This window comes from Spirosoma flavus, assembly GCF_054778555.1.
Window position 1 is genome coordinate 275,248 of the sequence record NZ_BAAGZL010000007.1, and the last position, 22,835, is coordinate 298,082.

20 protein-coding genes are annotated in these 22,835 nt (G+C 46.9%); 12 read left to right on the forward strand and 8 right to left on the reverse strand.

The features are described from left to right. Positions 1–5 precede the first annotated feature (5 nt). Together ACYVF1_RS28215 and ACYVF1_RS28220 are read right to left on the reverse strand one after the other, a co-directional pair. Positions 6–1,004, reverse strand: a complete 999-nt coding sequence (locus ACYVF1_RS28215; protein WP_461085308.1) for a hypothetical protein — start codon at positions 1,002–1,004, stop codon at positions 6–8. 157 nt (positions 1,005–1,161) lie between these two features. Beyond that, complete coding sequence (locus ACYVF1_RS28220; protein WP_461085310.1) at positions 1,162–2,655, reverse strand: ATP-dependent DNA helicase; 1,494 nt, start codon at positions 2,653–2,655, stop codon at positions 1,162–1,164. A gap of 153 nt (positions 2,656–2,808) precedes the next feature. Here ACYVF1_RS28220 and ACYVF1_RS28225 point away from each other — a divergent pair, with 153 nt between their 5' ends. The 4 genes from ACYVF1_RS28225 (at position 2,809) to coaD (ending at position 5,455) form a co-directional block, all read left to right on the forward strand. Then, positions 2,809–3,246, forward strand: coding sequence for a CBS domain-containing protein (locus tag ACYVF1_RS28225; protein ID WP_461085311.1), 438 nt, complete (start codon positions 2,809–2,811; stop codon positions 3,244–3,246). 129 nt (positions 3,247–3,375) lie between these two features. Then, positions 3,376–3,912: an NUDIX domain-containing protein gene (locus ACYVF1_RS28230; RefSeq protein WP_461085433.1), complete on the forward strand. Its 537-nt coding sequence runs from the start codon at positions 3,376–3,378 to the stop codon at positions 3,910–3,912. Positions 3,913–3,998: 86 nt separating this feature from the next. Next, positions 3,999–4,901, forward strand: coding sequence for a DUF3822 family protein (locus ACYVF1_RS28235; RefSeq protein ID WP_461085313.1), 903 nt, complete (start codon positions 3,999–4,001; stop codon positions 4,899–4,901). Between the two features lie 83 nt (positions 4,902–4,984). Continuing rightward, positions 4,985–5,455, forward strand: a complete 471-nt coding sequence (gene coaD, locus ACYVF1_RS28240; RefSeq protein WP_461085315.1) for a pantetheine-phosphate adenylyltransferase — start codon at positions 4,985–4,987, stop codon at positions 5,453–5,455. 47 nt (positions 5,456–5,502) lie between these two features. Here the strand turns inward: coaD and ACYVF1_RS28245 are convergent, their stop codons facing one another. Both ACYVF1_RS28245 and ACYVF1_RS28250 read right to left on the reverse strand, forming a co-directional pair. Further along, positions 5,503–7,338, reverse strand: a complete 1,836-nt coding sequence (locus tag ACYVF1_RS28245) for a sugar-binding domain-containing protein (protein WP_461085317.1) — start codon at positions 7,336–7,338, stop codon at positions 5,503–5,505. A gap of 283 nt (positions 7,339–7,621) precedes the next feature. Continuing rightward, positions 7,622–8,326 carry an NUDIX hydrolase gene (locus ACYVF1_RS28250; protein ID WP_461085319.1) on the reverse strand — a complete coding sequence of 235 codons (705 nt, stop codon included), beginning with the start codon at positions 8,324–8,326 and terminating at the stop codon, positions 7,622–7,624. A gap of 119 nt (positions 8,327–8,445) precedes the next feature. On the opposite strand from ACYVF1_RS28250, the gene ACYVF1_RS28255 reads away from it, so the two are divergent. Next, positions 8,446–9,735, forward strand: a complete 1,290-nt coding sequence (locus ACYVF1_RS28255) for a hemolysin family protein (RefSeq protein ID WP_461085321.1) — start codon at positions 8,446–8,448, stop codon at positions 9,733–9,735. Positions 9,736–9,847: 112 nt separating this feature from the next. Further along, complete coding sequence (locus ACYVF1_RS28260) at positions 9,848–10,183, forward strand: hypothetical protein (RefSeq protein ID WP_461085323.1); 336 nt, start codon at positions 9,848–9,850, stop codon at positions 10,181–10,183. Between the two features lie 204 nt (positions 10,184–10,387). On the opposite strand, the gene ACYVF1_RS28265 is transcribed toward ACYVF1_RS28260, so the two are convergent. After that, the gene (locus ACYVF1_RS28265) at positions 10,388–12,148 is read right to left on the reverse strand and encodes an ABC transporter ATP-binding protein (RefSeq protein ID WP_461085325.1); all 1,761 of its coding nucleotides are present in this window, start codon (positions 12,146–12,148) and stop codon (positions 10,388–10,390) included. 135 nt (positions 12,149–12,283) lie between these two features. Between ACYVF1_RS28265 and ACYVF1_RS28270 the strand changes: the two genes are divergently transcribed. Both ACYVF1_RS28270 and ACYVF1_RS28275 read left to right on the forward strand, forming a co-directional pair. Continuing rightward, positions 12,284–13,522: a DUF2264 domain-containing protein gene (locus tag ACYVF1_RS28270; RefSeq protein ID WP_461085327.1), complete on the forward strand. Its 1,239-nt coding sequence runs from the start codon at positions 12,284–12,286 to the stop codon at positions 13,520–13,522. Positions 13,523–13,595: 73 nt separating this feature from the next. Beyond that, positions 13,596–14,054 carry a hypothetical protein gene (locus tag ACYVF1_RS28275; RefSeq protein ID WP_461085329.1) on the forward strand — a complete coding sequence of 153 codons (459 nt, stop codon included), beginning with the start codon at positions 13,596–13,598 and terminating at the stop codon, positions 14,052–14,054. 36 nt (positions 14,055–14,090) lie between these two features. Here the strand turns inward: ACYVF1_RS28275 and metG are convergent, their stop codons facing one another. Continuing rightward, a complete protein-coding gene (gene metG, locus ACYVF1_RS28280) occupies positions 14,091–16,154 on the reverse strand; it encodes a methionine--tRNA ligase (protein WP_461085435.1) in 2,064 nt (687 codons plus the stop codon). A gap of 49 nt (positions 16,155–16,203) precedes the next feature. Here metG and ACYVF1_RS28285 point away from each other — a divergent pair, with 49 nt between their 5' ends. The 4 genes from ACYVF1_RS28285 to ACYVF1_RS28300 all read left to right on the forward strand — a co-directional run bounded on the left by ACYVF1_RS28285 (position 16,204) and on the right by ACYVF1_RS28300 (position 20,354). Next, positions 16,204–17,340 carry an AAA family ATPase gene (locus tag ACYVF1_RS28285; RefSeq protein WP_461085330.1) on the forward strand — a complete coding sequence of 379 codons (1,137 nt, stop codon included), beginning with the start codon at positions 16,204–16,206 and terminating at the stop codon, positions 17,338–17,340. Further along, a complete protein-coding gene (locus ACYVF1_RS28290; protein WP_461085332.1) occupies positions 17,333–17,833 on the forward strand; it encodes a hypothetical protein in 501 nt (166 codons plus the stop codon). Before ACYVF1_RS28285 ends, ACYVF1_RS28290 begins: the two co-directional genes overlap by 8 nt. Beyond that, positions 17,814–18,833 carry an NAD-dependent epimerase/dehydratase family protein gene (locus tag ACYVF1_RS28295; RefSeq protein ID WP_461085334.1) on the forward strand — a complete coding sequence of 340 codons (1,020 nt, stop codon included), beginning with the start codon at positions 17,814–17,816 and terminating at the stop codon, positions 18,831–18,833. Before ACYVF1_RS28290 ends, ACYVF1_RS28295 begins: the two co-directional genes overlap by 20 nt. A gap of 114 nt (positions 18,834–18,947) precedes the next feature. Next, positions 18,948–20,354, forward strand: coding sequence for a tetratricopeptide repeat protein (locus ACYVF1_RS28300; protein ID WP_461085336.1), 1,407 nt, complete (start codon positions 18,948–18,950; stop codon positions 20,352–20,354). A gap of 66 nt (positions 20,355–20,420) precedes the next feature. Here ACYVF1_RS28300 and ACYVF1_RS28305 read toward each other — a convergent pair whose 3' ends face one another. Together ACYVF1_RS28305 and mtaB are read right to left on the reverse strand one after the other, a co-directional pair. Beyond that, a complete protein-coding gene (locus ACYVF1_RS28305; RefSeq protein WP_461085338.1) occupies positions 20,421–21,017 on the reverse strand; it encodes a hypothetical protein in 597 nt (198 codons plus the stop codon). Between the two features lie 104 nt (positions 21,018–21,121). Next, a complete protein-coding gene (gene mtaB / locus ACYVF1_RS28310) occupies positions 21,122–22,450 on the reverse strand; it encodes a tRNA (N(6)-L-threonylcarbamoyladenosine(37)-C(2))-methylthiotransferase MtaB (protein ID WP_461085340.1) in 1,329 nt (442 codons plus the stop codon). Positions 22,451–22,835 lie beyond the last annotated feature (385 nt).

A 22,835-nucleotide genomic window follows, 5' to 3' on the forward strand; every position in this document is an offset into this window, starting at 1 on the left:
ATTTGTTATTTTCGAATGACTTCCACTATTGCCGAGCGAAGTTCTGCTTCTGGCCAAGAATGATAAATCTGTCCGCTTTTTAACTCATCAACAGGGTTAACGAAAGCTCGTATTTGATACGTCAGTCCGGCATGGTCGCTACCCTCAGCACCTGCATAAATCACACCTATCCAGGTTCCATCATGCTGAACCTTAATTTGGGGCTGTATCCAGTAATCTTTTCCTTTTTCGTAGCGAACAGCAAGCCACACCGTCTCCGCATTCGATACAGAACCTTTGACAACCAGTTCCACAGGAACGGTGCTTTTAGTAAGTGGCTGAGTGATAACCAAATTGCTGGGGGCCGACGTAGCAAATTGCCTACCGATGTAGAAAAGAAAAACCAGACCTATCAAAAGCGCAATTCCAATGGCCAGCCGTCTGAGTGAAATTGATATTGCTTTTTCTCCTACTAGCTTCGTGACATCATCGGGTTTACGGGTTACTTCATTGAACTCTCTGCGGGCAGCATACAGTTTACAGGTTTCAAGTAACTTCTTGCTGGGAACATAATCGTCCTCAGTGAAAAGGAGCGCCAGGGTATTCGTACTTGGGATGTGAATCGCATGCGAAGATGGATCCAAGCCAAGTGATTTAAAGAGTTCTTCCTCAAAAGAATCCCGAAGTGGTTTGTAGTTTGCTCGACTGGTATTGTACTCAAATTCGGGAAATCGGTCCCGGTCTATTTGCTGATAGAGCTTGTATTTACGCTTTATCCCTTCACGTAAGGTTTGCATCTCGATTTCAGTAATGGATTTACTTACTTTTTCCATGCCAATAAAAAGCGGAATTTGAACGAAATTGAACCGAAAGAAAAACGAAACAGAACGGAAAGATAAACGAAAAACGGTAACGCGTCTAGTTTCTCGAAAAATATCATATTTGTCGTAACCAGACTTTCTATTCACATCTGTTCGTGATTGAATCTGTCTCGCAGAAAGATATTGTTCTGCTTCTATCCACACCGTTTTTGTACAAAGCGTTTCGACCTGAAGTACTTGCTAGCTACTTTTCAATGAGTTAAGCTACAGAAAATCAAAAAGACGGCCCGAAATTATGCTGAGAAAGATTTTGAAAATCTCAGCATAATTTCGGGCCGTCTTTGCGCTTCTTCTAACTAGATTATTGAAAAAACTGCGAATTAAAATTCATCAGAAAGGCTTCGTCGGTAGCGCGGGTCAGGGCTGTGTATAACCACCGCACAAATTCATCATTTACCTGCCCATCGGGTAAAAAGCCTTGATCCACAAATACGGCGCTCCACTGACCACCCTGCGCTTTATGACACGTAAGTGCGTAAGCAAACTTCACTTGGAGGGCGTTCAAGTAAGGGTCACGTCGGATGGCTTCAGTACGTTCTTTCTTACTCTTAATGTAAAAATAATCTTTCATTACGCTCTCATACAGTGCTTTATACTGCTCAGAGTTAAGCGATGGATTGGGCGAATATAATGTATCGAGTATGATTTTTGCTTCGAAATCGGGCTGATCTTCATAATCAACCAGGCGCAACGTAACGGTAGCGAACCGAAAACCGTGCATTTCTTCCTTGTTACGTATTTTCTGAACTTCCACAAATTCACCATTCGCCAGAAAACCCGCTGCCGAATCTTCGTCGAGAATAGTGTAGTTGTTTCGGGCAATCATCAGCATATCGCCCGCGTCGAGCTCCTCTTCGCATTGGTCAATCATCCGCCGAACAAACTGGTTGTATTGAACCGCTGTTTTGTTAGAACGGCAGATAATGGCTGTATTTTCCCGACCGTATTTATCGTAGGCGTAGCGGATGCCATCTTCCAACTTGGTCAGCGGCATTTTATAAATGTCGTTGAATGAGCGGACGTTGAGCCGGATATCGGGAATATCGCTGGGCTCAGGCGTGTATTTATCGGTCAATAGAGCGTCAAAACCAACTGATCTGGGGGTGGGCGCCATATCCGAATCCAGCAGCATGCGCAGGTTAGTTGCGTTATAAAGAATGCCCGATTCTTCATCTTGCCGCATCACTTCGGTCAACTCCTGTTCATATACCTTCATGCCGAAAGAGCTGGCCAGAAAGCCCCGGTCCAGCGCCGGGCTTAGCTCACGTCCTACTGGTGGCAACTGAGCCGTATCGCCTACCAGCATCAGTTTGTTACCCGGATTTTCAAAGACAAAATCGATCAAATCGGTCAGAAGTCCTTTGCCGCCAAAATCGGCTTCGTCCGAAATCATCGAGGCTTCGTCGACAATGAACAGGGTATTTTCATGATAATTTTTCTGGCGTTGAAAAGCCAGTACGCCCGAACCCGGGTCGGCTACCTGACGGTAAATTTTTCGGTGGATCGTTTGGGCTGGTTTTTTTGCGTAGCTGTTCATCACTTTCGCAGCCCGGCCAGTGGGGGCCAGGAGCACAGATTTGAAGCCAAAACGCGGAAGTATTTTAATCAACGTACCAACCAGAGTAGTTTTACCCGTACCAGCGTAACCACGTAGCAAAAAGCAATCGCGGTAGTGCTCGATTTCTTCGGGAGTGATGAACGCACCTATTTGTTCGAAGAACTGCTCCTGACCTGGAGTGGGCTTAAATGGGAATCGTTTGGCCATCAAATGAGCGGCCGTCTGCGTTTCATTCATATGCTTAAAGATACGAAAAAACGAGCAGAGGGCAAAGAGCGCAGGTCAGTGGATAAGAGCAGAAAATAAACTTTTTTTACCCCACGTCCTGCGCCCTTTGCCCCAAACAGCTTTTTCATTATATTCACCCTCCACTTAAATCCTTCGACCCTTATGAACATTCGTCAGATTCTCCTCAGCAAAAAGATTAATGCCCTCTATTCGGTTTCGTCGGACCAGACTGTATTGGAGGCCCTCCGGGTTATGGCCGACAAGAACATCGGCGCTGTACTGGTTGTTGACAAAGGCGTGCTGACCGGTATCTTTTCTGAGCGCGATTACGCCCGTAAAATTGTTCTGAAAGACCGGCATTCCGATGATACCCGTATTGCCGACGTAATGACAGCCAATGTTATTACCATCGCTCCCGAACAGAGTCTGGAGGAATGTATGCACATCATGTCCGATAAGCACATTCGGCACCTGCCTGTAATGGATAGTGGCGAGTTGTTGGGAATTATTTCCATTAACGACGTAGTATCGGCTATCATCCGCGATCAGAAAACCCGGATCGACTCTTTGGAGAGCTATATTTCGGGAAGCCCCTATTGATTCGCATGCGTATGGCACGCATCTTGATAGGCATACAGCATAATTGTCTACCTTTACGTCCCAAAAAAGGTTAAAAAAATTGTGACGAAAGTATTGGATTCTGTCGACGCGGACGCATCCGACGTAGTGATGCCTAGTGCGGATTTGTCCGGCGTGGACACACCCCGCAAGGCCAGCCCACGTCGGGAAGTGCAAAAACTATATGGTAACCGCCTGCGATTGCGGGTGTGTGGATTACATCGGGAAGGTGACCGGCTGCTGATGGTACGTCATCGGGGCATTGGTCCAACCGATACGTTCTGGTGTCCGCCTGGAGGAGGGGCTCAGTTCAATGAAAAAGCGCCCGATGCGTTGATTCGTGAATTTGCCGAAGAAACCGGTTTGCAGGTCGAAATTGGCGATATGTTATTTGTGAACGAATTCATGCAGTCGCCCCTTCATGCGATTGAATTGTTTTTTACAGTTAACGTAACAGGAGGCACGCTCCATCAGGGAATTGACCCAGAAATGGCGCTGGACGATCAGATTATTGAAGACGTTCGGCTGATGAGTTTTGAGGAAATAAAGAGTTATCCGCCAGAAGAAGTGCATGCGTTGTTTCGCTATTGCCACTCGCTCGACGATGTGTTTCGCCTGAGAGGATACCTGCGGGATTTTAATGAATAATGAGTAAAGAAGAGCGTAAAATGATTGCCTCATTTACCCTCGTTCAACATTCATTATAAATTATACATTATTAATTTGTAATTGTTGTGCAAACTGCTGTGACGCTCGCGCCAAATGTGATTATATCGTCTGATTCGTTCGACCCACGACGGACAGATTCTTCTGTATTATGTTTAGAAGTCGGTCGTGACCGGTTTCGAATGATGGTGCAGAACAAGCGGGGGCAAGGTTTATATCTGGAAGACTATACGTTTCCTACATTACTGATCGACCGTCCGCTCACTGGTATTTTGCCCGATATATTTCACGAACACCACGTACTATCGGCGGGCCCGTGGCAGGAAATTTGCATCGGCGTGAATTCGCCTTCGTTTACGCTGGTTCCTTCTGCGCTGTATCGAAAAGAATATTCGAGCAGTTATCTGGCTCTAATGCGGGGAGGAGCCTTGCCGCCCCATGAATTTGCGCAGGCTTATTTGCATAAAGGCGAGGGATTTTTTTCCATATTTAATATGGAGCATCCGCTGGCGAATTATTTTTCGGAAATGTACCCGCTCCAGCCGATAACCTTTGTGCATCAGACCAGTGCGCTCATCCAGGCTACCGCCGATCTGAATCGATACGCCCTTACACCCGATAATGTTTATTTATACTTTGAGGATGAGTTTGTAACGATTATCGTTCGGCGCAATAACGTAATAAATTATTGCAACCGCTTTGGGTATAAAAATTCTCAGGATCTGGTCTATTATATTCTTTACGTATTTAACGAAATCGGCCTCCCCGCCGATGCTGTTCACGTAGTGCTTTACGGCGAGATTACCCCCTTTGCCGAAGCCTATGCCGAATTGAGTCAATTTCTGCCGCATCTGACTTTTGGGCAAACTCCTCCGGGTTTGTCCCTAACGTCAGAGTTCAGCGACTTACCCAGCCACCGTTATTTAAGCCTGTATGGGCTTGGATTAATGGGGGAAAGATCGAAGGAATAAAAGAGCGGATAAGCGAATCTGCCGGTTGGAATTCACTCATTCGCTCTTTTATTCTTTCGCTCATTTATTATATCTCTTCACCCATGAAACGTATTGCCCTGTTTCCCGGCTCGTTTGATCCTTTCACGAAAGGACACGAAGATATTGTTCTACGTGGCTTACGTGTATTCGACGAGATTGTGATTGGCATCGGACGTAACGCTAACAAAGCCCGGTACTTCCCCCTTGATCAGATGATTCGGTTGATTGAAGGCGCATTTAGGGACTATCCGGCAGTACGTGTGATAAGTTACGACGGACTGACGGCACACGTAGCGCGGGATGTAGGCGCCAAATTTTTGCTACGTGGTTTGCGAAACACTACTGATTTTGAGTATGAAAACGGTATATCGCAGGTAAACCGGTACATCTACGAAGATGTTGAAACCGTGTTCCTCATTACGTCCCCTCATCTGGCTCCTATCAGCTCAAGCATCATTCGCGATCTTCACCGGTATGGTCAGCAGATCGACGAATTTTTGCCTTACCAAATCGAGGAGAGCATTAACCAATAAAGTTGATGGTTAACTTGATACTGGAAAAATGTTTGGGGAAACCGTAATCATAATAGCTTGTTACCCTGGGAATTAAGCAGGCCGTCGGGTACCGTCAGTTCACCTGTTTGCGGATCAATCAGTCCATTACGTTCGTCCTCGATGTTGGTAGCCTGAGTATAAACATCTCCGGCAATGGCAGACTGGCGCAGTTCATGCTTAAAGAGTCGGATACGTTCGGCTCTGTCTTCAGATTCGGCGGGGCCGCCATAGTTTGCAAAACCAAATCCGCCCCATTCACTAACCACTAAAGGCACCTGACGTCGGTAAAAAAAAGGATCGCCCACCACGAGCGGAAACGCTGCTACGTTATCGAGCTCGCCCTTGTCCAATTGACTGATGAGTTCGCGCCACCTGTTCAGGTCGGGCGTATAAAGATGGGCTGTCAGCAGATCCGATTTTAGTCGTCCTTCAAAAGAAATATGTCGCCATCCATCATTATCGACAACCAGATACTGCGGGTAGGCGATCTGCATGTAATGGTACATATCGATGATGTACTGCCGGGTTTCGGGATTGGTCGCGATGTCTTGTGCGCCCCAGTCTTCATTGTAAAGACTCCAGATTACGACGGATGGATGCGTACTGACCATCGCCAGCATACGTAGCAGTTCTGCTTTATGATTTTGACGACTTTGCGCCGTTGAGCTATGCGGGCTAGGTACTTCAACCCAGAGCAGAAGACCTAGCTTATCGGCCAGATTATAAATCCGGGGATCAACGCCGGTAATGTGGACACGTACCAGATTACAGCCCAGCTTTTTCATGGCCTGCATGTGGCGCTGCATTTCTTCATACGTAGCACGACCCGGCTGATACAAAATTCCGTCGAGGTAAATAGGCTCGTTATTGAGGTAGATATAGCGACCGCGTGCCTCAATTTTTCGCAGACCAAACCGGGTTTCAATCTGGGCTACATAGCCTTGTGAATCAATGAGCTGCGCAACGAGTTTGTATCGCACGGGCGAATCTGGCGACCACAACTGGGCATTGTCCATGTTCAGCACTACGCGTTGCTGTTTTTGGCCAGACTCCAGACGTAACGGATAATCGGAAGTGGCAATAGGCTCATCGCCATGCACTTCAAAAGCCTGAAGACGTAGCGTATAGTCGCCGGGGTCGTGAATACGGGTCATTACGCTAAACCGGACCAACTGGTCTTCGACTACACTCACAACGCCCACTCTCGACCGAAGCCGGTTCCGCTCCACCGTTTCGAGCCAGACGCTACGTACGGCACCGGTATAGGTCTGATACCAGATTCCCCCTCGTTTGTAAACATGAGACTCCTGTTTCCCCCTTGTGATTTCGGCATCCATTGTATTGGCAATCCGAACAGTCAGGCGGTTTTGGGGCCGTAAATAAGCTTCGGGCAGTTCGTACGAAAAAGAAGTGTATTCCCCCAAATGAATATCTTCATCTTCAATCGTACGGAGCAAATGCCCGTTTAGCCAAACACGGGTTTCGTATCCACAGGCGCCAAACGTGAGCTGTATTAACGAGCGAAAAGAAGATTCACTACGGTCGGGAAGCATAAACTCCCGTTCATACCAGGCGATCACGCGATCCTGCCAACCCAATGGTGAGGTCTGTTTACTAGCCTGCGCCATATGAGCTTCGATGGAACCAGGCCAATGCGCCGTACTTTCATAGACATGGCTTACGTACCAATGTTCGGATATTCCCTTGTCGTCCGGGTCCAGCATAAATTGCCATTCACCGTCAAGTAACAGATACGTATTTGGTCGAAGTACGGCCCGGGGAAGTTCATTTACTGGCTCGGCTGCCATCATGCGCTCGGGACGGCTGGCCGAAAAGCTGGTATTAATGCGCTTAGTTTCCATTCAACTAGGCAGAATAAGTACGTTTGTAGTTGTTCTGTGGGAATTTGTATTGCTAGTCTTCTGCCAACCACAATAGTACGAATCGTTGCATCAGCGCTACGTTGGCAATACAACTTAACTACTTTTACATAGGAAAGGATAACCAGAATGGCCGAAAAATGAGGGTATGGCCCACATTGTTTCGCAAGTAACTACGAAAACCTAAAACCTGATGATTTCTGAACTCAGCGCGACCACCGGGCTTAATCGGTGAACTTTCCCAAAAAACGATCTGAAGTTCCCCCTACCACTTATCGACCAATTTATTGACAGAATCAATAACGTAGCGGATGGAGCTGAAAGAATTGGTGAGCGCCTGTTTCGCTTCCCGCTGATCGAGCCAGGCCAGTTCCTCAATGTCCTCATCGGTTTGGGGGGCCATTCGGCTTTCGTCCAGCAACGTCATCTTATACCATTTGGTACGTTTAAGAATGCGGTTGCCGTTTTGTGTATAAGTGTGCCAGGTTGTGCAGATGCGGTCGCCGATGGCCGCCCGAACGCCGGTCTCTTCTTCGACTTCGCGGGCCGCTCCCCGTTTCGACGACTCGCCATCGTCCAGTTTGCCTTTGGGCAGATCCCAGACGCCCCGACGGAAGATCAGAAGCATTTTTTTGCCTTTGAAAACAACCCCGCCGGCTGCTTTAATGACCTTAAAGGGCTTTTTTATCGCATCTTCACAAGCCTCCTTGTCCAGACAACCCAGCGTGATCGACAGGAGGTTATTCGCATTGGCCTTCTGAAACAGCGAAAGTAGTTTTGCGACCGTTGCAGGAGTTGTATTCAAGACCAGCAGATGGCCCTGGAGGGCATCTTCACGCAGCGTTTCCAGGCGAGCATCTACGATATGGTCATAGTCCGAAAGGGTTGGATAGTCTGTTGAGGTTGTAAGTTGAGTAGCCGCTTTTGGGCCGACAAGCCTGATTGGACGGTCGTTAATAAAAACAATCATTGGCAAAATGCGTGATTAAGCGTGTAAATGTAATAAAACCAGCGGTCTGTCGAGCAGGTTAATCTGTTGGAAACAATTTCAGTTTCTATATTTTTGCATCAGTCCAATCATATTCCTTTGTGGAACTTCTCATAATTCTCTTGCTGACGATTCTGAACGGCGTATTTTCCATGTCCGAAATCGCGCTAGTGTCATCCCGTAAGTCCAAGCTGGAGACAGCCGCCAAAAACGGTGACCGTCGGGCGCAGGTAGCCCTTGATCTGTCCAATTCACCCAACCGATTTCTGTCGACCGTACAGATCGGTATTACGTTGATTGGCATTTTGCTTGGTATTTTTTCGGGCGATAAACTGACCGACGACGTACAGGCGTTTGTGGGACGTATTGAAATTTTACTGCCCTATGCACATTCCATTGCGGTGGTGCTGGTGCTCTTACTGCTCACTTATTTGTCGCTCGTATTGGGCGAGCTGGTGCCGAAACGTATTGGCCTCTCCAATCCGGAGGGCATAGCCAAGACGATGGCGGCTCCCATGATTCTGTTGTCAAAGCTTACCTCGCCTTTTATTGCCTTACTTACATTGTCGAGCGATTTGCTGCTGAAAATTCTCAATATAAAACCCAATGAAAGTGCCGTAACCGAAGAAGAAATCAAAAGTCTGATTCAGGAAGGTACGTCAGGCGGGGCCATTGAAGAAATTGAGCAGGAGATTGTGCAGAACGTATTTCAGCTTGGCGACCGTAAAGTGACGTCGCTCATGACGAATCGTCAGGAGATCGTTTATCTTGATCTGGAAGACGAACCCGCCGAAAACAAGGCAAAAATTCTCGACTACAAACACTCCGTTTATCCACTTTGTAATGGGGGAGTGGATGAGGTAGTGGGTCTGATTTACTCCAAAGATTTTCTGGGAAAAAACCTGGATGAGGAACTCCTGCGCCTGAACGACATTAAACGCGATGCCTTGTTTGTTCCCGAAAATAACCGGGCCTACCAGGTGCTGGAACGGTTTCGCGAACGGAGACAGTACGTTGGAGTTATTGTTGATGAATACGGAGGAGTGTTAGGAGTTATCACGCTCAACGACATTCTGGACGTACTGGTTGGCGATATTAATGATGATGTAGATTCCGATTACGAAATCCGCGAACGCGAAGACGGCAGCTTCCTGATCGATGCTCAATTGCCTTTTGAGGATTTTCTCTCTCATTTCTCCATCACCATCAATGCCCAAACTCGCCGTGAACTGACGGGTTTTGATACGTTGGGTGGCTTTGCGCTTCACATTCTAAAAGATATTCCGAAAGCGGGCGAAACGTTTGTCTGGCATAAATACCAGTTCGAAATTATGGACATGGACAAAAGCCGGATCGATAAAATGCTGGTAAAAAAACTCGACGAAGAGTAAGCAATCGAAATTTGTCCAGTGTTTTGCCGGAAGACTTAGAGGGCATGTATGGAATCTTTGAACAGCACGCCCAATCCATAAGTTATAGATGAGAATCCAGCTCATCACAACCATGCGATACTACATGCCTGATTCCAGCGAAACGACGGGTACTAATTCGAGCCAGGTACCGACTGGTATGGAAAACGATCCGAATGCCGATGAAGAAGTGATTAATCAGCAAAACGGCGAACAGTATCCGAAACCAGCCGATCATGCGGATGCTTTGGCCCAGCCTGATGTAGAACAACTGCCGTCTGATAAACTAGCCGATTCCATTGCCTATGCGCTTGATGGCAGCACACCGGGCCTGACTAACGATAAGCCAAACGTATCGGGCCACAAAGTCATTACGGAGGGGACCACTGGCGCGGGACCTGAAGATGAAGAAGAAAATCTGCGCTCCTGAACGTAGCACGCCTGACTGCCAGACTTGTCTACAGCGTAGCAAAATCTTCTCCTTCGTTCCGCAAAAATGCGTAGTTACCTGATATTTCGATAAAATTTAATTAGCCCTAATCTGGTCTGCTCAACGGCAGGCCGAATTAGGGCTAATTGATTTATCTACCTTAAAACGAGTGGGACTTTTTGCGTGCAGAAAATCAGAAGTGGATTAAGCCATTTCCTTATACTGCATGCGGTACAAATTGGCATAAGAGCCCTCATGCTGAAGCAGTTCTTCGTGCGTGCCCTGCTCAACGATACGTCCTTTGTCGACCACAATAATATTGTTTGCCTTCTGGATAGTGCTGAGCCGGTGGGCAATTACGATGGCGGTACGTCCCTTCATCAATTTACTGATAGCATTCTGAATCATCTCTTCCGTTTCGGTATCAACAGACGACGTAGCTTCGTCCAGCACGATGATTTTGGGGTCCTGCACCATTGCCCGTACAAATGAAATCAGCTGCCGTTGCCCTACCGAAAGCGTTGAACCGCGTTCCATTACGTTGTACTGGTAACCACCCGGCAATCGCTCGATAAATTCGTGAACGCCCACCAGTTTGGCAGCTTCCACAATTTTTTCGTGACTGATGCTTTTATCGCCCAGCGTAATATTGTTTTCGATGGTATCCGAAAACAGGAAAACATCCTGCAACACCACGCCAATATTCCGTCGTAAATGGCCGAGTTCGTAGTTGTGTACATCTACGCCATCGACCATGATTTCACCTTTATTGATATCGTAAAATCGGCTTAATAGATTGATTATAGAAGATTTACCCGCACCCGTAGCACCCACGAAAGCCACTGTTTCGCCCGGTTTCACCCGGAACGAAATGTCACGTAGCACCCAATTCTCATCGTTGTAGGCAAACCAAACGTCATTAAATGCTACTTCGCCACGTAGCGTTGCAGGTGCATGCGTACCGTTGTTCATCGTAAACTCGTCACTATCCAGCAGTTTCAGAATGCGATCGGTGCTGACAATACCCATCTGCAACGTATTAAAACGGTCGGCCAGCATCCGGATGGGGCGAAAAAACAGGTTGATGAAAATAACGAAGGCTGTAACTGTTCCGAACGTAACGTCGGAATGGATGATCTGCGTAGCGCCGTACCAGACGACCAGCCCAACGGCGACCGCCGAAATAATATCGGCAACAGGGTAATAGATGGAGTAATAAAGAATCGAGCGAATGTTAGCCGCCCGGTGTTCATTGTTGATCACCCGAAATTTTTCGGCTTCAATTTTCTCACTCCCGAAGATTTGGACAATGTTCATACCCGTAATATGTTCCTGCACAAACGAGTTCAGGTTGGCGACGGCAGTACGTACTTCGTTGAACGATTTCTTGATTTTTTCCTTGAAAACATACGTACTGAACAGCATCAACGGGATGGTAGACAGGCTGATAGCCGCCAGGCGCCAGTCGGTGTAGAACATTACGCCAATGATGAGGATCAATTGCAGAATATCGCCGGCAATAGCGGCCATTCCTTCGCTAAAAACGTCGGCTAGCGTTTCAACGTCTGATATAGAACGGGTTACTAATCGGCCAATGGGTGTGTTGTCGAAAAATTTTAAACGTAGATTCAGTATTTTCCGGTAGAGCTGCGTTCGTATGTCGCGAATAACGTACTGGCCAAGCCAGCCCGACAAATACGTATTAAAGAACTGAACAACAGCCTGTACAACCAGCACGCCAATCATAACCACCAGCATTGTGGTCAGTTTCTGATAGTCGCCAACAGCAATGACATTGTCAATTGTATAGCGGATCAGAAGTGGAGTTAGAGGGGCTAAGCAGGCCGCCAGCAGAATGATGGCGATCAGCAAAAAAAATCGGGTTTGGTACGGCTTAACAAACGCATATAGCCGACGTAGGATTACCCAGTCGAAAATACGACCGCTTTTCTGTTCTTCGTTCACGGGAAAAATGCAATGGCGAGTTTGATACGTAACAGCGTTTTTAGAATGAACGTTTCCGGTTTAGCGATTGCGCGTAAAAACAGTAAAAACGTTGTCGGACGTTACTTTTAACCCTAATTTTCGATCAACACATTCATGAATCGACGAACGTTTACCCGCTTGGCTGCTACGTTGCCCGTGGGCTTCTCAACCCACGAATTTACCCAACCATCTATTAGTTTGCCCGCTGCCAGCGACGACCGGACGTATTGGCTCCAGCTGATTCAGAAGATTGCCAATCCTGTTTTAAGTGCGTTGGCAAAGAACCAGTTGAAAGCCACTATGCCGATCGAATCGGCGCCGGGGCAGCAGGCTAGTCGTGTGGTTGTATCGCATCTGGAAGCGTTGGGCCGAACGTTGGCTGGCATCGCGCCCTGGCTCGAATTGGGTGGCGATGAATCGGTGGAAGGTCGGCTACGTAAACATTATCTGGATCTGTCACGGAAAGCGATTGCTAATGGCGTAAATCCGCAATCGCCCGATTATCTGAATTTTACGAAAGGCGGGCAGCCTTTGGTCGATGCGGCTTTTCTGGCGCACGGTCTGCTACGTTCGCCAAAACTCTGGAATGCCTTGGATACGACTGAGCAAGCCAACGTAGTGAAAGCGTTACAGGCGAGCCGAGTCATTAAACCGGGTTATAATAACTGGCTGCTATTCAGCGCGATGGTCGAAGCCGCTCTTTTGAAATACACTGGTTCGGGTGATGAACTTCGTATGGATTACGCCATTCGTCAGCATCAGGCGTGGTATAAAGGCGATGGTGCTTACGGCGATGGTCCTGATTTTCACTGGGATTATTACAACAGCTACGTTATTCAGCCCATGTTACTGGACGTAGTGAAAACGCTGGTTGATGCTGGAAAAGGTGATAAAAACCTGTTTGATACGTTGTTGACTCGTGCACAACGTTACGCCATGATTCAAGAGCGATTGATTGGCCCCGACGGTACGTTTGCCGCCTTCGGGCGCTCGCTGGCGTATCGATGCGGTGCGTTTCAGTTGCTGGCTCAGATGTCTTTGCAACGTAGTTTACCTTCCGAGTTATCGCCTGCACAGGCTCGGTCGGCGCTGACAGCCGTGATACGTCGCACAATGGACGCCCCCGGTACGTTCGACGGAAAAGGCTGGCTGCAAATCGGTTTATGTGGACACCAACCTGCCATTGGCGAAACCTATATTTCGACAGGGAGTTTGTACCTGTGTTCGGTAGCGTTTCTGCCGCTGGGACTGCCTGAAAGTGATCCATTCTGGTCTTCGCCAGCAACAGATTGGACGGCGAAAAAAATATGGTCAGGTCAGAACGTTCCAACCGACCACGCAATAAAAGGATGAGAGTGAAAATGTGAATGAGTTAGTGTAACTTTAAGTAAATAGATTCTGCTGTTTTACATTTATTTGATTGGTTATGAAAAAGTTAATTTTCTTATCTCTCGTTATTCTGGCCGGCTGTTCGCCAAAAATGGGTTCGAGATTTACGGCCCAACCGAACCGGGTTTTGTACAGCAGTAGCGAAATCGATCAGGTTAGTGCATCCGATTCGATTACACGAATAAGACCCGGTAGTTTTTTGGGAAATAATTTGAGAATCACCTTACGTAACGGCGAGCGCAAATCAATTCCGAAAAAAACAGTTTGGGGGTATTCGGATGAAAAAGGAAGAGTTTGGCGCCGTTTTAAAAGCACGTATTACCAAATACTCCGAGTTAGCGACGTAGTGGAATATGAAATCATAGAGCAGCGGGCAGCAGGACCAAACATGGTGGTTAATGAGCCCGTCAGAATGTACAGTAAAACGCTGGATAGCAGAATCGTTGGTAGCCGGAAAAGAGCGTTACGTATCGGAGATGAACCTAAGGTATATTAAAAAGTAAAGCCAGCTCGCGAGCTGGCTTTACTTTTTCTAGGAAACCGTTCCCCCGTTCCAGACGGATTCGCCGGGGGTAATAAGTGAGAGCTTACCGTCGCGGTCTTCGGCCATCAGAATCATGCCCTGAGACTCCAGACCCATCATTTTTCGGGGAGCCAGATTCGCCAGGAACGTAACCTGTTTACCGATTACTTCTTCGGGCGTAAAATGCTTGGCAATACCACTCAGAATCTGACGCCCGCCCAGGCCATCGTCAACTTTCAGTTTCAGGAGTTTATCGCTTTTTGGAACGCGTTCAGCTTCGGTAATCGTGCCGATACGAATATCCATTTTGGCAAAATCATCATACGTAATCTCCGATCGTATTGCTGGTACGTTCTTGGTTTCTAATTCATTCATTCGTTTGGCATTCAGTAATTTCTGAATCTGTTTGTTTATCTCGTCGTCTTCGATTTTGGCAAAAAGCAAATCGGCTGGTCCGGCCGGAGCCTGACCTAAGGCATGGCCTTCTACCAGCAAATCAGCCCGGCCCGCGTTGGTCCAGTTGAAATGCTCCGTAATGGCCAGTTGCGTCCGGATTTTTTCGGCGGTGAACGGCAGGAACGGCTCGCAGACGATGCTCAGGTTGGCTGTAATTTGAAGTGCAATATTCAGAATCGTGTGCGCCCGTTGCGGATCGGTTTTGATGGCTTTCCAGGGCTCGGTTTCGGCCAGGTATTTATTGCCTAGTCGTGCCAGATCCATTAACTGATTCAAGGCTTCCCGAAACCGATACGTACCAATTGATTGCCCAATTCGGTCAGGAAATTGCGCGAGTTCGTCCAAAACCTGTTGATCGTAATCGGTTAGCTGACCCAACATTGGTACGTGTCCATCAGCCATTTTATGCGTCAGAACAACCGCCCGATTAACGAAATTGCCCAGAATACCAACCAGTTCGGAGTTGTTACGTGCCTGAAAATCTTTCCAGGTAAATTCCGAATCTTTCGTTTCGGGCGCATTGGCTGCCAGCACGTAACGTAGTACGTCCTGCTTGCCCGGCAGTTCCTCCAGATACTCGTGCAGCCAGACAGCCCAGTTACGCGACGTACTGATTTTGTCGCCTTCGAGATTCATGAACTCGTTGGCCGGTACGTTATCGGCCAGAATATAGCTGCCATCAGCCATCAACATAGCTGGGAAAATGATGCAGTGAAAGACAATATTGTCCTTACCGATGAAATGCACCAGTTTGGTATCCTTGTCGCGCCAGTACAGTTCCCAGTCACGGCCCTGTTGTTCAGCCCATTCTTTGGTCATGGAGATGTAGCCAATGGGCGCATCGAACCAGACGTAGAGCACTTTCCCTTCGGCATCGGGCAGCGGCACTTTAATGCCCCAATCGAGGTCGCGGGTCATGGCGCGCGGACGTAGCCCTTCTTTTAACCACGACTGGCATTGGCCGAATACGTTCGTTTTCCATTCAGTGTGGCTATTGACATACTCTTCAATCTGCGGCTGCATCCGGTCCAGCGGCAGGAACCAGTTTTTGGTGGAACGTAGCATCGGTTTAGAACCTGACAACGTAGAGTGGGGCTCGATCAACTCCGTGGGACTGAGGGCCGTACCACAACGTTCGCACTGGTCGCCATACGCATTTGGATTGCCGCAGACCGGGCACGTACCGACAATGTAACGGTCGGCCAGAAATTGTCCGGCAATCTCATCGTAATACTGCTCCGTAACTTCCTCATCGAAATCGCCTTTTTCGTAAATCTTCAGGAAAATTTCCTGCGACGTTTCATGGTGAATCTGATTCGATGTACGTGAGTAGATATCGAACGAGATGCCGAAGTCGCTGAACGCCTGTTTAATCTGAACGTAGTATTTATCAACAACCTGTTGGGGAGTTAGTCCCTCTTTTTTTGCCCGGATAGTAATAGGAACGCCGTGCTCGTCGGTGCCGCTGATAAAGGCGACATCTTTACCCGTTGAGCGCAGGTAACGTACGTAAATATCGGCGGGGAGGTAGCAACCGGCAATGTGGCCGATGTGAATCGGACCGTTGGCATAAATAAGAGCCGCCGTAACGGTGTATCGTTGTGGGTTTTCTAGCATCAGTGAGTCGATAGTCATCAGTCGATAGACTATAGGCTACCGACTAATTTTGGCAAAATTAGCAATTCAGGCGCGAACGTTGTTATGTTTACACAAAGAGTGCAGCCGAGCTATTATGGAGAACAACGCGCCGAATACGAATAATTTCCTCAACTGGGTCGAAATCAAAAACTTCAAGTCCATCAAAGACCTGCGGCTCGATTGCAAGCGCGTAAACGTATTCATCGGCAAGCCAAACGTAGGGAAATCGAATATTTTGGAGGGGTTGGGGTTGTTGGGAGGAAGTTATGATGATAGTAAGTATTTAAACGGCGCAGTTCGATATTATGAATTAAAGGACTTGTTTAAGGATATTGATACAAGTCATAAAATAGAAGTATCATCCGAACGAATAAGCTGTGCTTTAAATATTGAATCGCCTTTGCAGGGATCACATGAAGACATGTTTAGCTTACTATGGAAGCATGGTCCATTTTTCCAGAGAGATTTTCACCTGAATAGTAAAGGTAAGTTAATGGGAGCTGGTGCCGGAGTATTCGATAGTGAAGACAATAATGATATCAATTCAGACTATGATAAGTATCGTACTAGTCCTGTAAGGAAATATGATTTTGGCAATTTGACTGATTTTAGGAGTACGTTTAATTCGTATTTATTACCTCCTTATGGGTGGAATCTATTTTCTGTCATCGACAAACGAGAGGATTTGAAAAACGAATTTGCCGCATTGTTTAGTGATCAAAACTTAGAATTTATTCTATCTAGAGGTGATCAGACATTTGTGTTGCAGAAGAGAGAAGGGAAATATGTAGATCAATTTCCATTTGCTTCCATCGCCGATACGTTCCGTCGGTTCATGTTCTATATTACGGCCATTGAATCCAATAAGAACTCAGTTATTGTTTTTGAGGAGCCTGAAGTGCATTCGTTTCCGCCCTATACCCAAGAAATGGCATATCGGATGATTTACGATGAAGATAATCAGTACTTTATTTCGACCCATAGTCCTTACATGCTGCATCCGTTTATTGAGAAAATGGATTATAAGGATTTGAATGTATTTATTACGTATTATAAGGATTATCAGACACATGTAAGGGTATTGACTGAAGACGAACTAACCGATATATTGGACTACAGCACGAACGTATTTTTTAATCTGAGAAAGTTCGAGCCCAATGCCTGACCATATTCGGCTGTATCCCGAATGCCATGCTGATACAGCATTAATCACTTACTTTGTTTCCAATCAACAGATTATTGAGCATGCTGCCGGGATAAACGAAGTGTCGAAATCACTTGAAACCGTTCGTTCAGATGCTACAGTTTTGATTGGCATTGTTGATAACGATAAACACAAACCCAGGTATTTACGGCAGTTTGAGCCGATTGATGAACAGAATAAAGTTAGTTTCCTGCATAAGCCAAACTCAAATCAATACCTGATTATCATTGATAAGGCTATAGAAACATTTCTATTATGGAATGCCTTACAAGTAAATTTAAACGTGGCAAATTACGGTTTTAATACAGATGTTCGGCAATTGGGGGCTAAGCTGAAAAGCCAAGCTATCGAAACCGATCCCAACTACCTCCAACTCCTTACCGACCTCCACGCTTGTCGGGCTCCAGGTTTCGTCACGCTTCAACGTATTTTGAATGACCTCCTCACTACGTAATACCGTATTTATTACCGGCGCTACTGGCTTCATTGGCTCGCACGTTGCCCGGCGTTATCTGGCAGACGGGTATAACGTAGCAGCATTATATCGCTCGGAACGAGGCTACGGGATGCTGGCCGACGTAGCAGGCCAGATTCGCTGGCATGAAGGCGATGTACTGGATATTGCTTCGCTTGAATCTGTTGTAGAGAAGGGTATGGATGTAATTCATGCGGCTGCTATTGTCTCGTTCGTGCCCAAGGATCGCGACCTTATGGAACGTATCAACGTAGAGGGTACCGCTAACGTAGTAAATGTCTGCCTGAAAGCGGGCGTACGGAAATTGGGGTACGTTAGTTCGGTGGCTGCCCTTGGTCGACCAGCCGCCAAAACGGAGGGGAACCCTATAAGTATTGATGAAAGCCAGAAATGGGAAGACTCGCCCAATAATTCTGTCTATGCCAAAACCAAATACCGCGCTGAACTGGAAGTCTGGCGGGGTGTGGCCGAGGGGTTGGATGCGGTGATGGTAAACCCGTCGATTGTGCTCGGAGCTGGCGATTGGCAACGTAGCAGTCTACAGCTTATTAAATACGTTTACGACGAACGCCCGTTTTATCCGGCCGGCCTGATTAATTACGTAGATGTGCTTGACGTAACGGATGCACTGGTCGAGCTGATGCAGTCGGACGTAGCAAACCGGCGGTTCATTCTCAACGGGGGCACCATTCCGTACCGAACATTGTTAGAACAGGTAGCAGCTGCTCTGGGAAAACGTCCGCCAACCATACGGATTCCGCCCGCGCTGACAAAACTGCTCTGGCCACTTGAAGCCGTTCGTGCATGGATACTAGGAAAATCTCCTCTGATAACTCGCGAAACAGCCCGGTCGGCGAGTGCGTTATATCAGTACGACGGGCGGCAGATTGGGCAGGTGCTTGATTTTCAATACCGACCATTGAGTGAGACAATACATCGGATAAGTGAGGCCATAAAAACGTCTCCACCGTCGGTGTAAATTTTGCCAATAGGGTGTTGGATTTTCAAAATTTTGGTTTAAATTTCACTGCCAAAGGATAAACCGAGCCAATGGCTTCGGCCCCTATCCGCCCTACATTTATAAGGCAACAATATGGAGCAAGAGTTCGAAGAACGAGCAGGTGATATTAAAGAATCTATCCGGCGTTTTGAGCAGATGCTGGACCAGCAACAAAGCCAGTTTTTCGATTTGGATGTCTATGAACAAATGGTTGAGCATTACCTCAATCAGGGCGATTTAGACAAGGCGTTGAAAGCCGCCGAATCCGGTCTGGAAAATTTCCCTTACGCGCTGGAGTTGATGCTCGATAAAGCCCAGATTCTGGCTAATTTTCAACGGTTCGATGAATCGCTGGAGTTACTGGAACGGGCTTCTTTGTTTAACCCCGGCGATCTCGACGTGCCGTTTATGCAGGGGTCCGTTCTGAATATGGCGGGTCGGTACGAAGAGTCGATTCAGGTGCTGGAAGAGTTGCTCGACCGCGCCGAAGATAAAGATGATATTCTGTTTCAGCTGGGGCAGAGTTATCAGAATTGGGGCAAATACGATGAAGCCATTACGCAGTATAAAAAGTCGATTGCGCTGAATATCAACAACGAAAATGCCCTATACGAACTGGCGTTTTGCCTCGACGTAACGGGTGAGTTGGAAAATAGCCTTTCGTATTACCAGCAACTCATTGACACCGACCCGTATTCGTATAATGCGTGGTATAACATGGGCATTGCCTATAGCAAGCTGGCGCGTTATGCCGAAGCGGCTGAAGCGTACGATTATGCGGTGCTGATCAAGGAAGATTTTGCGTCGGCGCATTTCAATCTTGGTAATACGTACATGAATCTGGGTTTGTTCGAGAAAGCTGAGCACTGTTACCGCGAAACGCTTAAATACGAAGAGCCAACTGCCGATACGTACTGCCATTTAGGGGCTAGCATTGAAAAGCAGGATCGCCTACCTGAAGCCATAAAAGAGTATCGCGAAGCTATCCGGCTGGATTCCATGTGGGACGAAGCCTGGTATGGGATTGGAGTTTGTTTGAGCGAAACGGGTAAGTGGTATGAATCGCTGCCATTTTTGCAAAAAGCCATCAAACTGAACGATCAGAACGGTGATTATTACATTGCGCTGGCCGAAACAGAATACAAAGTTGGCAACGTGTTGTCGAGCGTAGAAGCGTTTGAAAAAGCGGCCGAAGTCGATTCTGAAAACCCGGATGTGTACCTGACGTGGTCGCTGGTTCCGTTTGATCAGGGTGATTTTCTGCGGGCGAACGATATTATTCAGTCAGGTATCAGTGATATGCCGACCGAAGCCGATCTATACTATCGATCAGCGATTTACTTAATTCATGCCGGTCATTACCGCGAAGCCTTGATTCAACTGGAAGCCGCTCTCTCGCTCGATTATGATGCTCACGTGCAGTTATTCGAGTTTTTTCCAGAACTGGAAAAGCAGAAAGCGCTCTATAAAATCATTCAGCAGTATAAGAAGGACAGTTAGTGTTATCACTACGTAACAAAAAAGCCGTTTCTATAATAGAAACGGCTTTTTTGTTACGTATCTTTATTATTTCTGATTAAGCTGTGCTACGGCTTTAACGATCTCATTTTCATTCAGATAAGCATCAGATACCTTCCTGCCCGATTTCTCCTGAAAATCGTAGAACCACTTATTCAGTTTATTCAACGACTTAAATTTATGTAAATCATCGTTCTCATCCAGAACGTACAATTGACGGTCTATTTTTCCTCGTTCTTCGTCAACGACAAAACGACGATCCATGACCATCGTAGTGCCACTCGTCAACTGACGATAAATTCGATTGCCAAACCGGAAGAAAACAGTTGAATCTTTACGATCCGACACCAACGTATCAGCCCCCGCCAGCGCTAACCGCTTAATCATCGACGCACCAATTTTTTGCCGCGTCGCCTGACTGTTAGCACGATACGTAAAAGTTGACCTGCCATTCGACTGAAAGCGGCCTTTCAGCAACGTACCATCTCGCAATAGAGCCACACCATCGTGGTACTTGTAATCGATAAGCGGGACGGTGGTTGTTGGAATAAATACGGTGGTGGGCGCAGGATGCTTGACCGTTTGTGCCCAGGTAAACGTAGTAGCGCAAATCAACGCTAGGCTGGTAAGTAAGACATATTTCATAACGCATTTGTTTTATTGTCCAATTGAACGTCAGCAATACGTCTGCCGAATATTGGCTAAAGTAAAGAACAAATGAGAATATTGCAATACTTTGTTCAACTTAATTAATGAGATTCCAGAACGGACTCTAGCTCAATTACTTCCATTAGCCCGTCTGTATTAATCGCGCTCAAATGTACCGGCAATGTCTCATTAATAAGCAACGGATCGTACTTAGCGACGACACGTACGTAATTCTCCGTAAAGCCCTGCATCATACCATTTTCAACATCTTCCTCGAACAGTACCGTTGCATCACGACCAACCTGTGATTCATAAAAAGCCCGACGCTTTTTGTCCGACAAAATATGCAGCATTTTTGACCGCTCTGCCCGAACATGCGCGGGTACAACGGGCGTAATGCCGAGTGCCGTGGTATTGGGGCGTTCGGAATAGGTGAATACGTGCAGATAAGAAACCGGTAACTCGTTCAAAAACTGATACGTTTCCTTGAACGCTTCGTTTGTTTCGCCGGGATGTCCCACGATCACGTCAACGCCAATGCAGGCGTGCGGCATCAACTCCTTGATTTTCTGTACACGATCGACGTAGAGTTCGCGCTTGTAACGACGGCGCATAAGGCCAAGTACCTTATTACTTCCTGATTGCAGCGGTACGTGAAAATGCGGTACAAATCGCTTCGACTGTGCTACAAACTGAATAACCTCATCGGTCAGTAGATTCGGTTCGATGCTCGAAATTCGGAAACGTTCTATACCTGCTACGTTGTCAAGCGCTTTGATCAGATCAAGAAACGTTGCTTTTCGTTCTCCATCAATCAAACCAAAATCGCCAATGTTAACGCCTGTCAGCACGATTTCTTTAACGCCACGTTCGGCGATTTCTTGAGCTGCCTGTACTACGTTCTCAACTGTGTCTGAGCGGCTTTTGCCCCTCGCTAAAGGAATAGTGCAGTAAGCACAGGGGTAATCGCAGCCGTCCTGCACTTTTAGGAAGGTACGTGTGCGGTCGTTGAGCGAGTACGAGGCATGGTACTCAATGGCATTTTCAATAGGCGAGTTAAATACCTGAGCTGGTTGCCCCGTAGGTACTTTCTCGAACGTCGACATGAGTTCATGCAGGCGGAATTTTTCCGATGCACCCAACACAGCATCTACCCCCGGAATTTCCGAAATTTCTTTTGGCTTGAGCTGCGCATAACAACCGAGGACCGCTACGTATCCATCGGGGTTTATTTTCTGCGCTTCACGGACGATTTTCCGGCATTTTTTATCAGCATTATCCGTAACAGAGCAGGTATTGATAATAAAAATATCGGGTTGCTGATTGAACTCTACCCGAGCGTACCCATGCTGTTCCATCAGGCGGGCCAGCGTTGACGTTTCGGAAAAGTTCAGCTTGCAGCCGAGTGTATAAAAAGCAACTTTTTTCACGGTATCAATTGATAAAAAGTTTACCAATTTTAGGTTTCATTAGCATATAGAAATCAGGTAGTTACCTGCATCTATACGTTACGTTCGGTAAACTCATTGGACTGAGGAACTTATAGTCAGCAAAATTACGAAAAATAGCGGTCCGTCGAGACTGGTTATACTATTTAGAGCTAAAGGCTACTACGTACTACTTGCTACGTTGTCTATAGAACGTAAGGCTTTGGAGTTTTCAAAACCTAGAGGAAATGAATTGCACGTAATGAATTAAGACAAAGCTGTTTTTAATTAAAACAAAGCTTTTGGGAGTTAATCTGTCTAATTTTTAAGGGGTTATCGAATAATTCACCATTTTTTGAACAAAATGACCTAGTTATCAGTAGACGAG

Bases quoted from the DNA above. Each gene is read 5' to 3' on its own strand.
- ACYVF1_RS28220 (WP_461085310.1), bottom strand. From the start codon at position 2,655: ATGAATGAAACGCAGACGGCCGCTCATTTGATGGCCAAACGATTCCCA.
- ACYVF1_RS28225 (WP_461085311.1), top strand. From the start codon at position 2,809: ATGAACATTCGTCAGATTCTCCTCAGCAAAAAGATTAATGCCCTCTAT.
- ACYVF1_RS28230 (WP_461085433.1), top strand. From the start codon at position 3,376: ATGCCTAGTGCGGATTTGTCCGGCGTGGACACACCCCGCAAGGCCAGC.
- coaD (WP_461085315.1), top strand. From the start codon at position 4,985: ATGAAACGTATTGCCCTGTTTCCCGGCTCGTTTGATCCTTTCACGAAA.
- ACYVF1_RS28245 (WP_461085317.1), bottom strand. From the start codon at position 7,338: ATGGAAACTAAGCGCATTAATACCAGCTTTTCGGCCAGCCGTCCCGAG.
- ACYVF1_RS28250 (WP_461085319.1), bottom strand. From the start codon at position 8,326: ATGATTGTTTTTATTAACGACCGTCCAATCAGGCTTGTCGGCCCAAAA.
- ACYVF1_RS28260 (WP_461085323.1), top strand. From the start codon at position 9,848: ATGCGATACTACATGCCTGATTCCAGCGAAACGACGGGTACTAATTCG.
- ACYVF1_RS28270 (WP_461085327.1), top strand. From the start codon at position 12,284: ATGAATCGACGAACGTTTACCCGCTTGGCTGCTACGTTGCCCGTGGGC.
- ACYVF1_RS28275 (WP_461085329.1), top strand. From the start codon at position 13,596: ATGAAAAAGTTAATTTTCTTATCTCTCGTTATTCTGGCCGGCTGTTCG.
- metG (WP_461085435.1), bottom strand. From the start codon at position 16,154: ATGCTAGAAAACCCACAACGATACACCGTTACGGCGGCTCTTATTTAT.
- ACYVF1_RS28290 (WP_461085332.1), top strand. From the start codon at position 17,333: ATGCCTGACCATATTCGGCTGTATCCCGAATGCCATGCTGATACAGCA.
- ACYVF1_RS28295 (WP_461085334.1), top strand. From the start codon at position 17,814: ATGACCTCCTCACTACGTAATACCGTATTTATTACCGGCGCTACTGGC.
- ACYVF1_RS28300 (WP_461085336.1), top strand. From the start codon at position 18,948: ATGGAGCAAGAGTTCGAAGAACGAGCAGGTGATATTAAAGAATCTATC.
- ACYVF1_RS28305 (WP_461085338.1), bottom strand. From the start codon at position 21,017: ATGAAATATGTCTTACTTACCAGCCTAGCGTTGATTTGCGCTACTACG.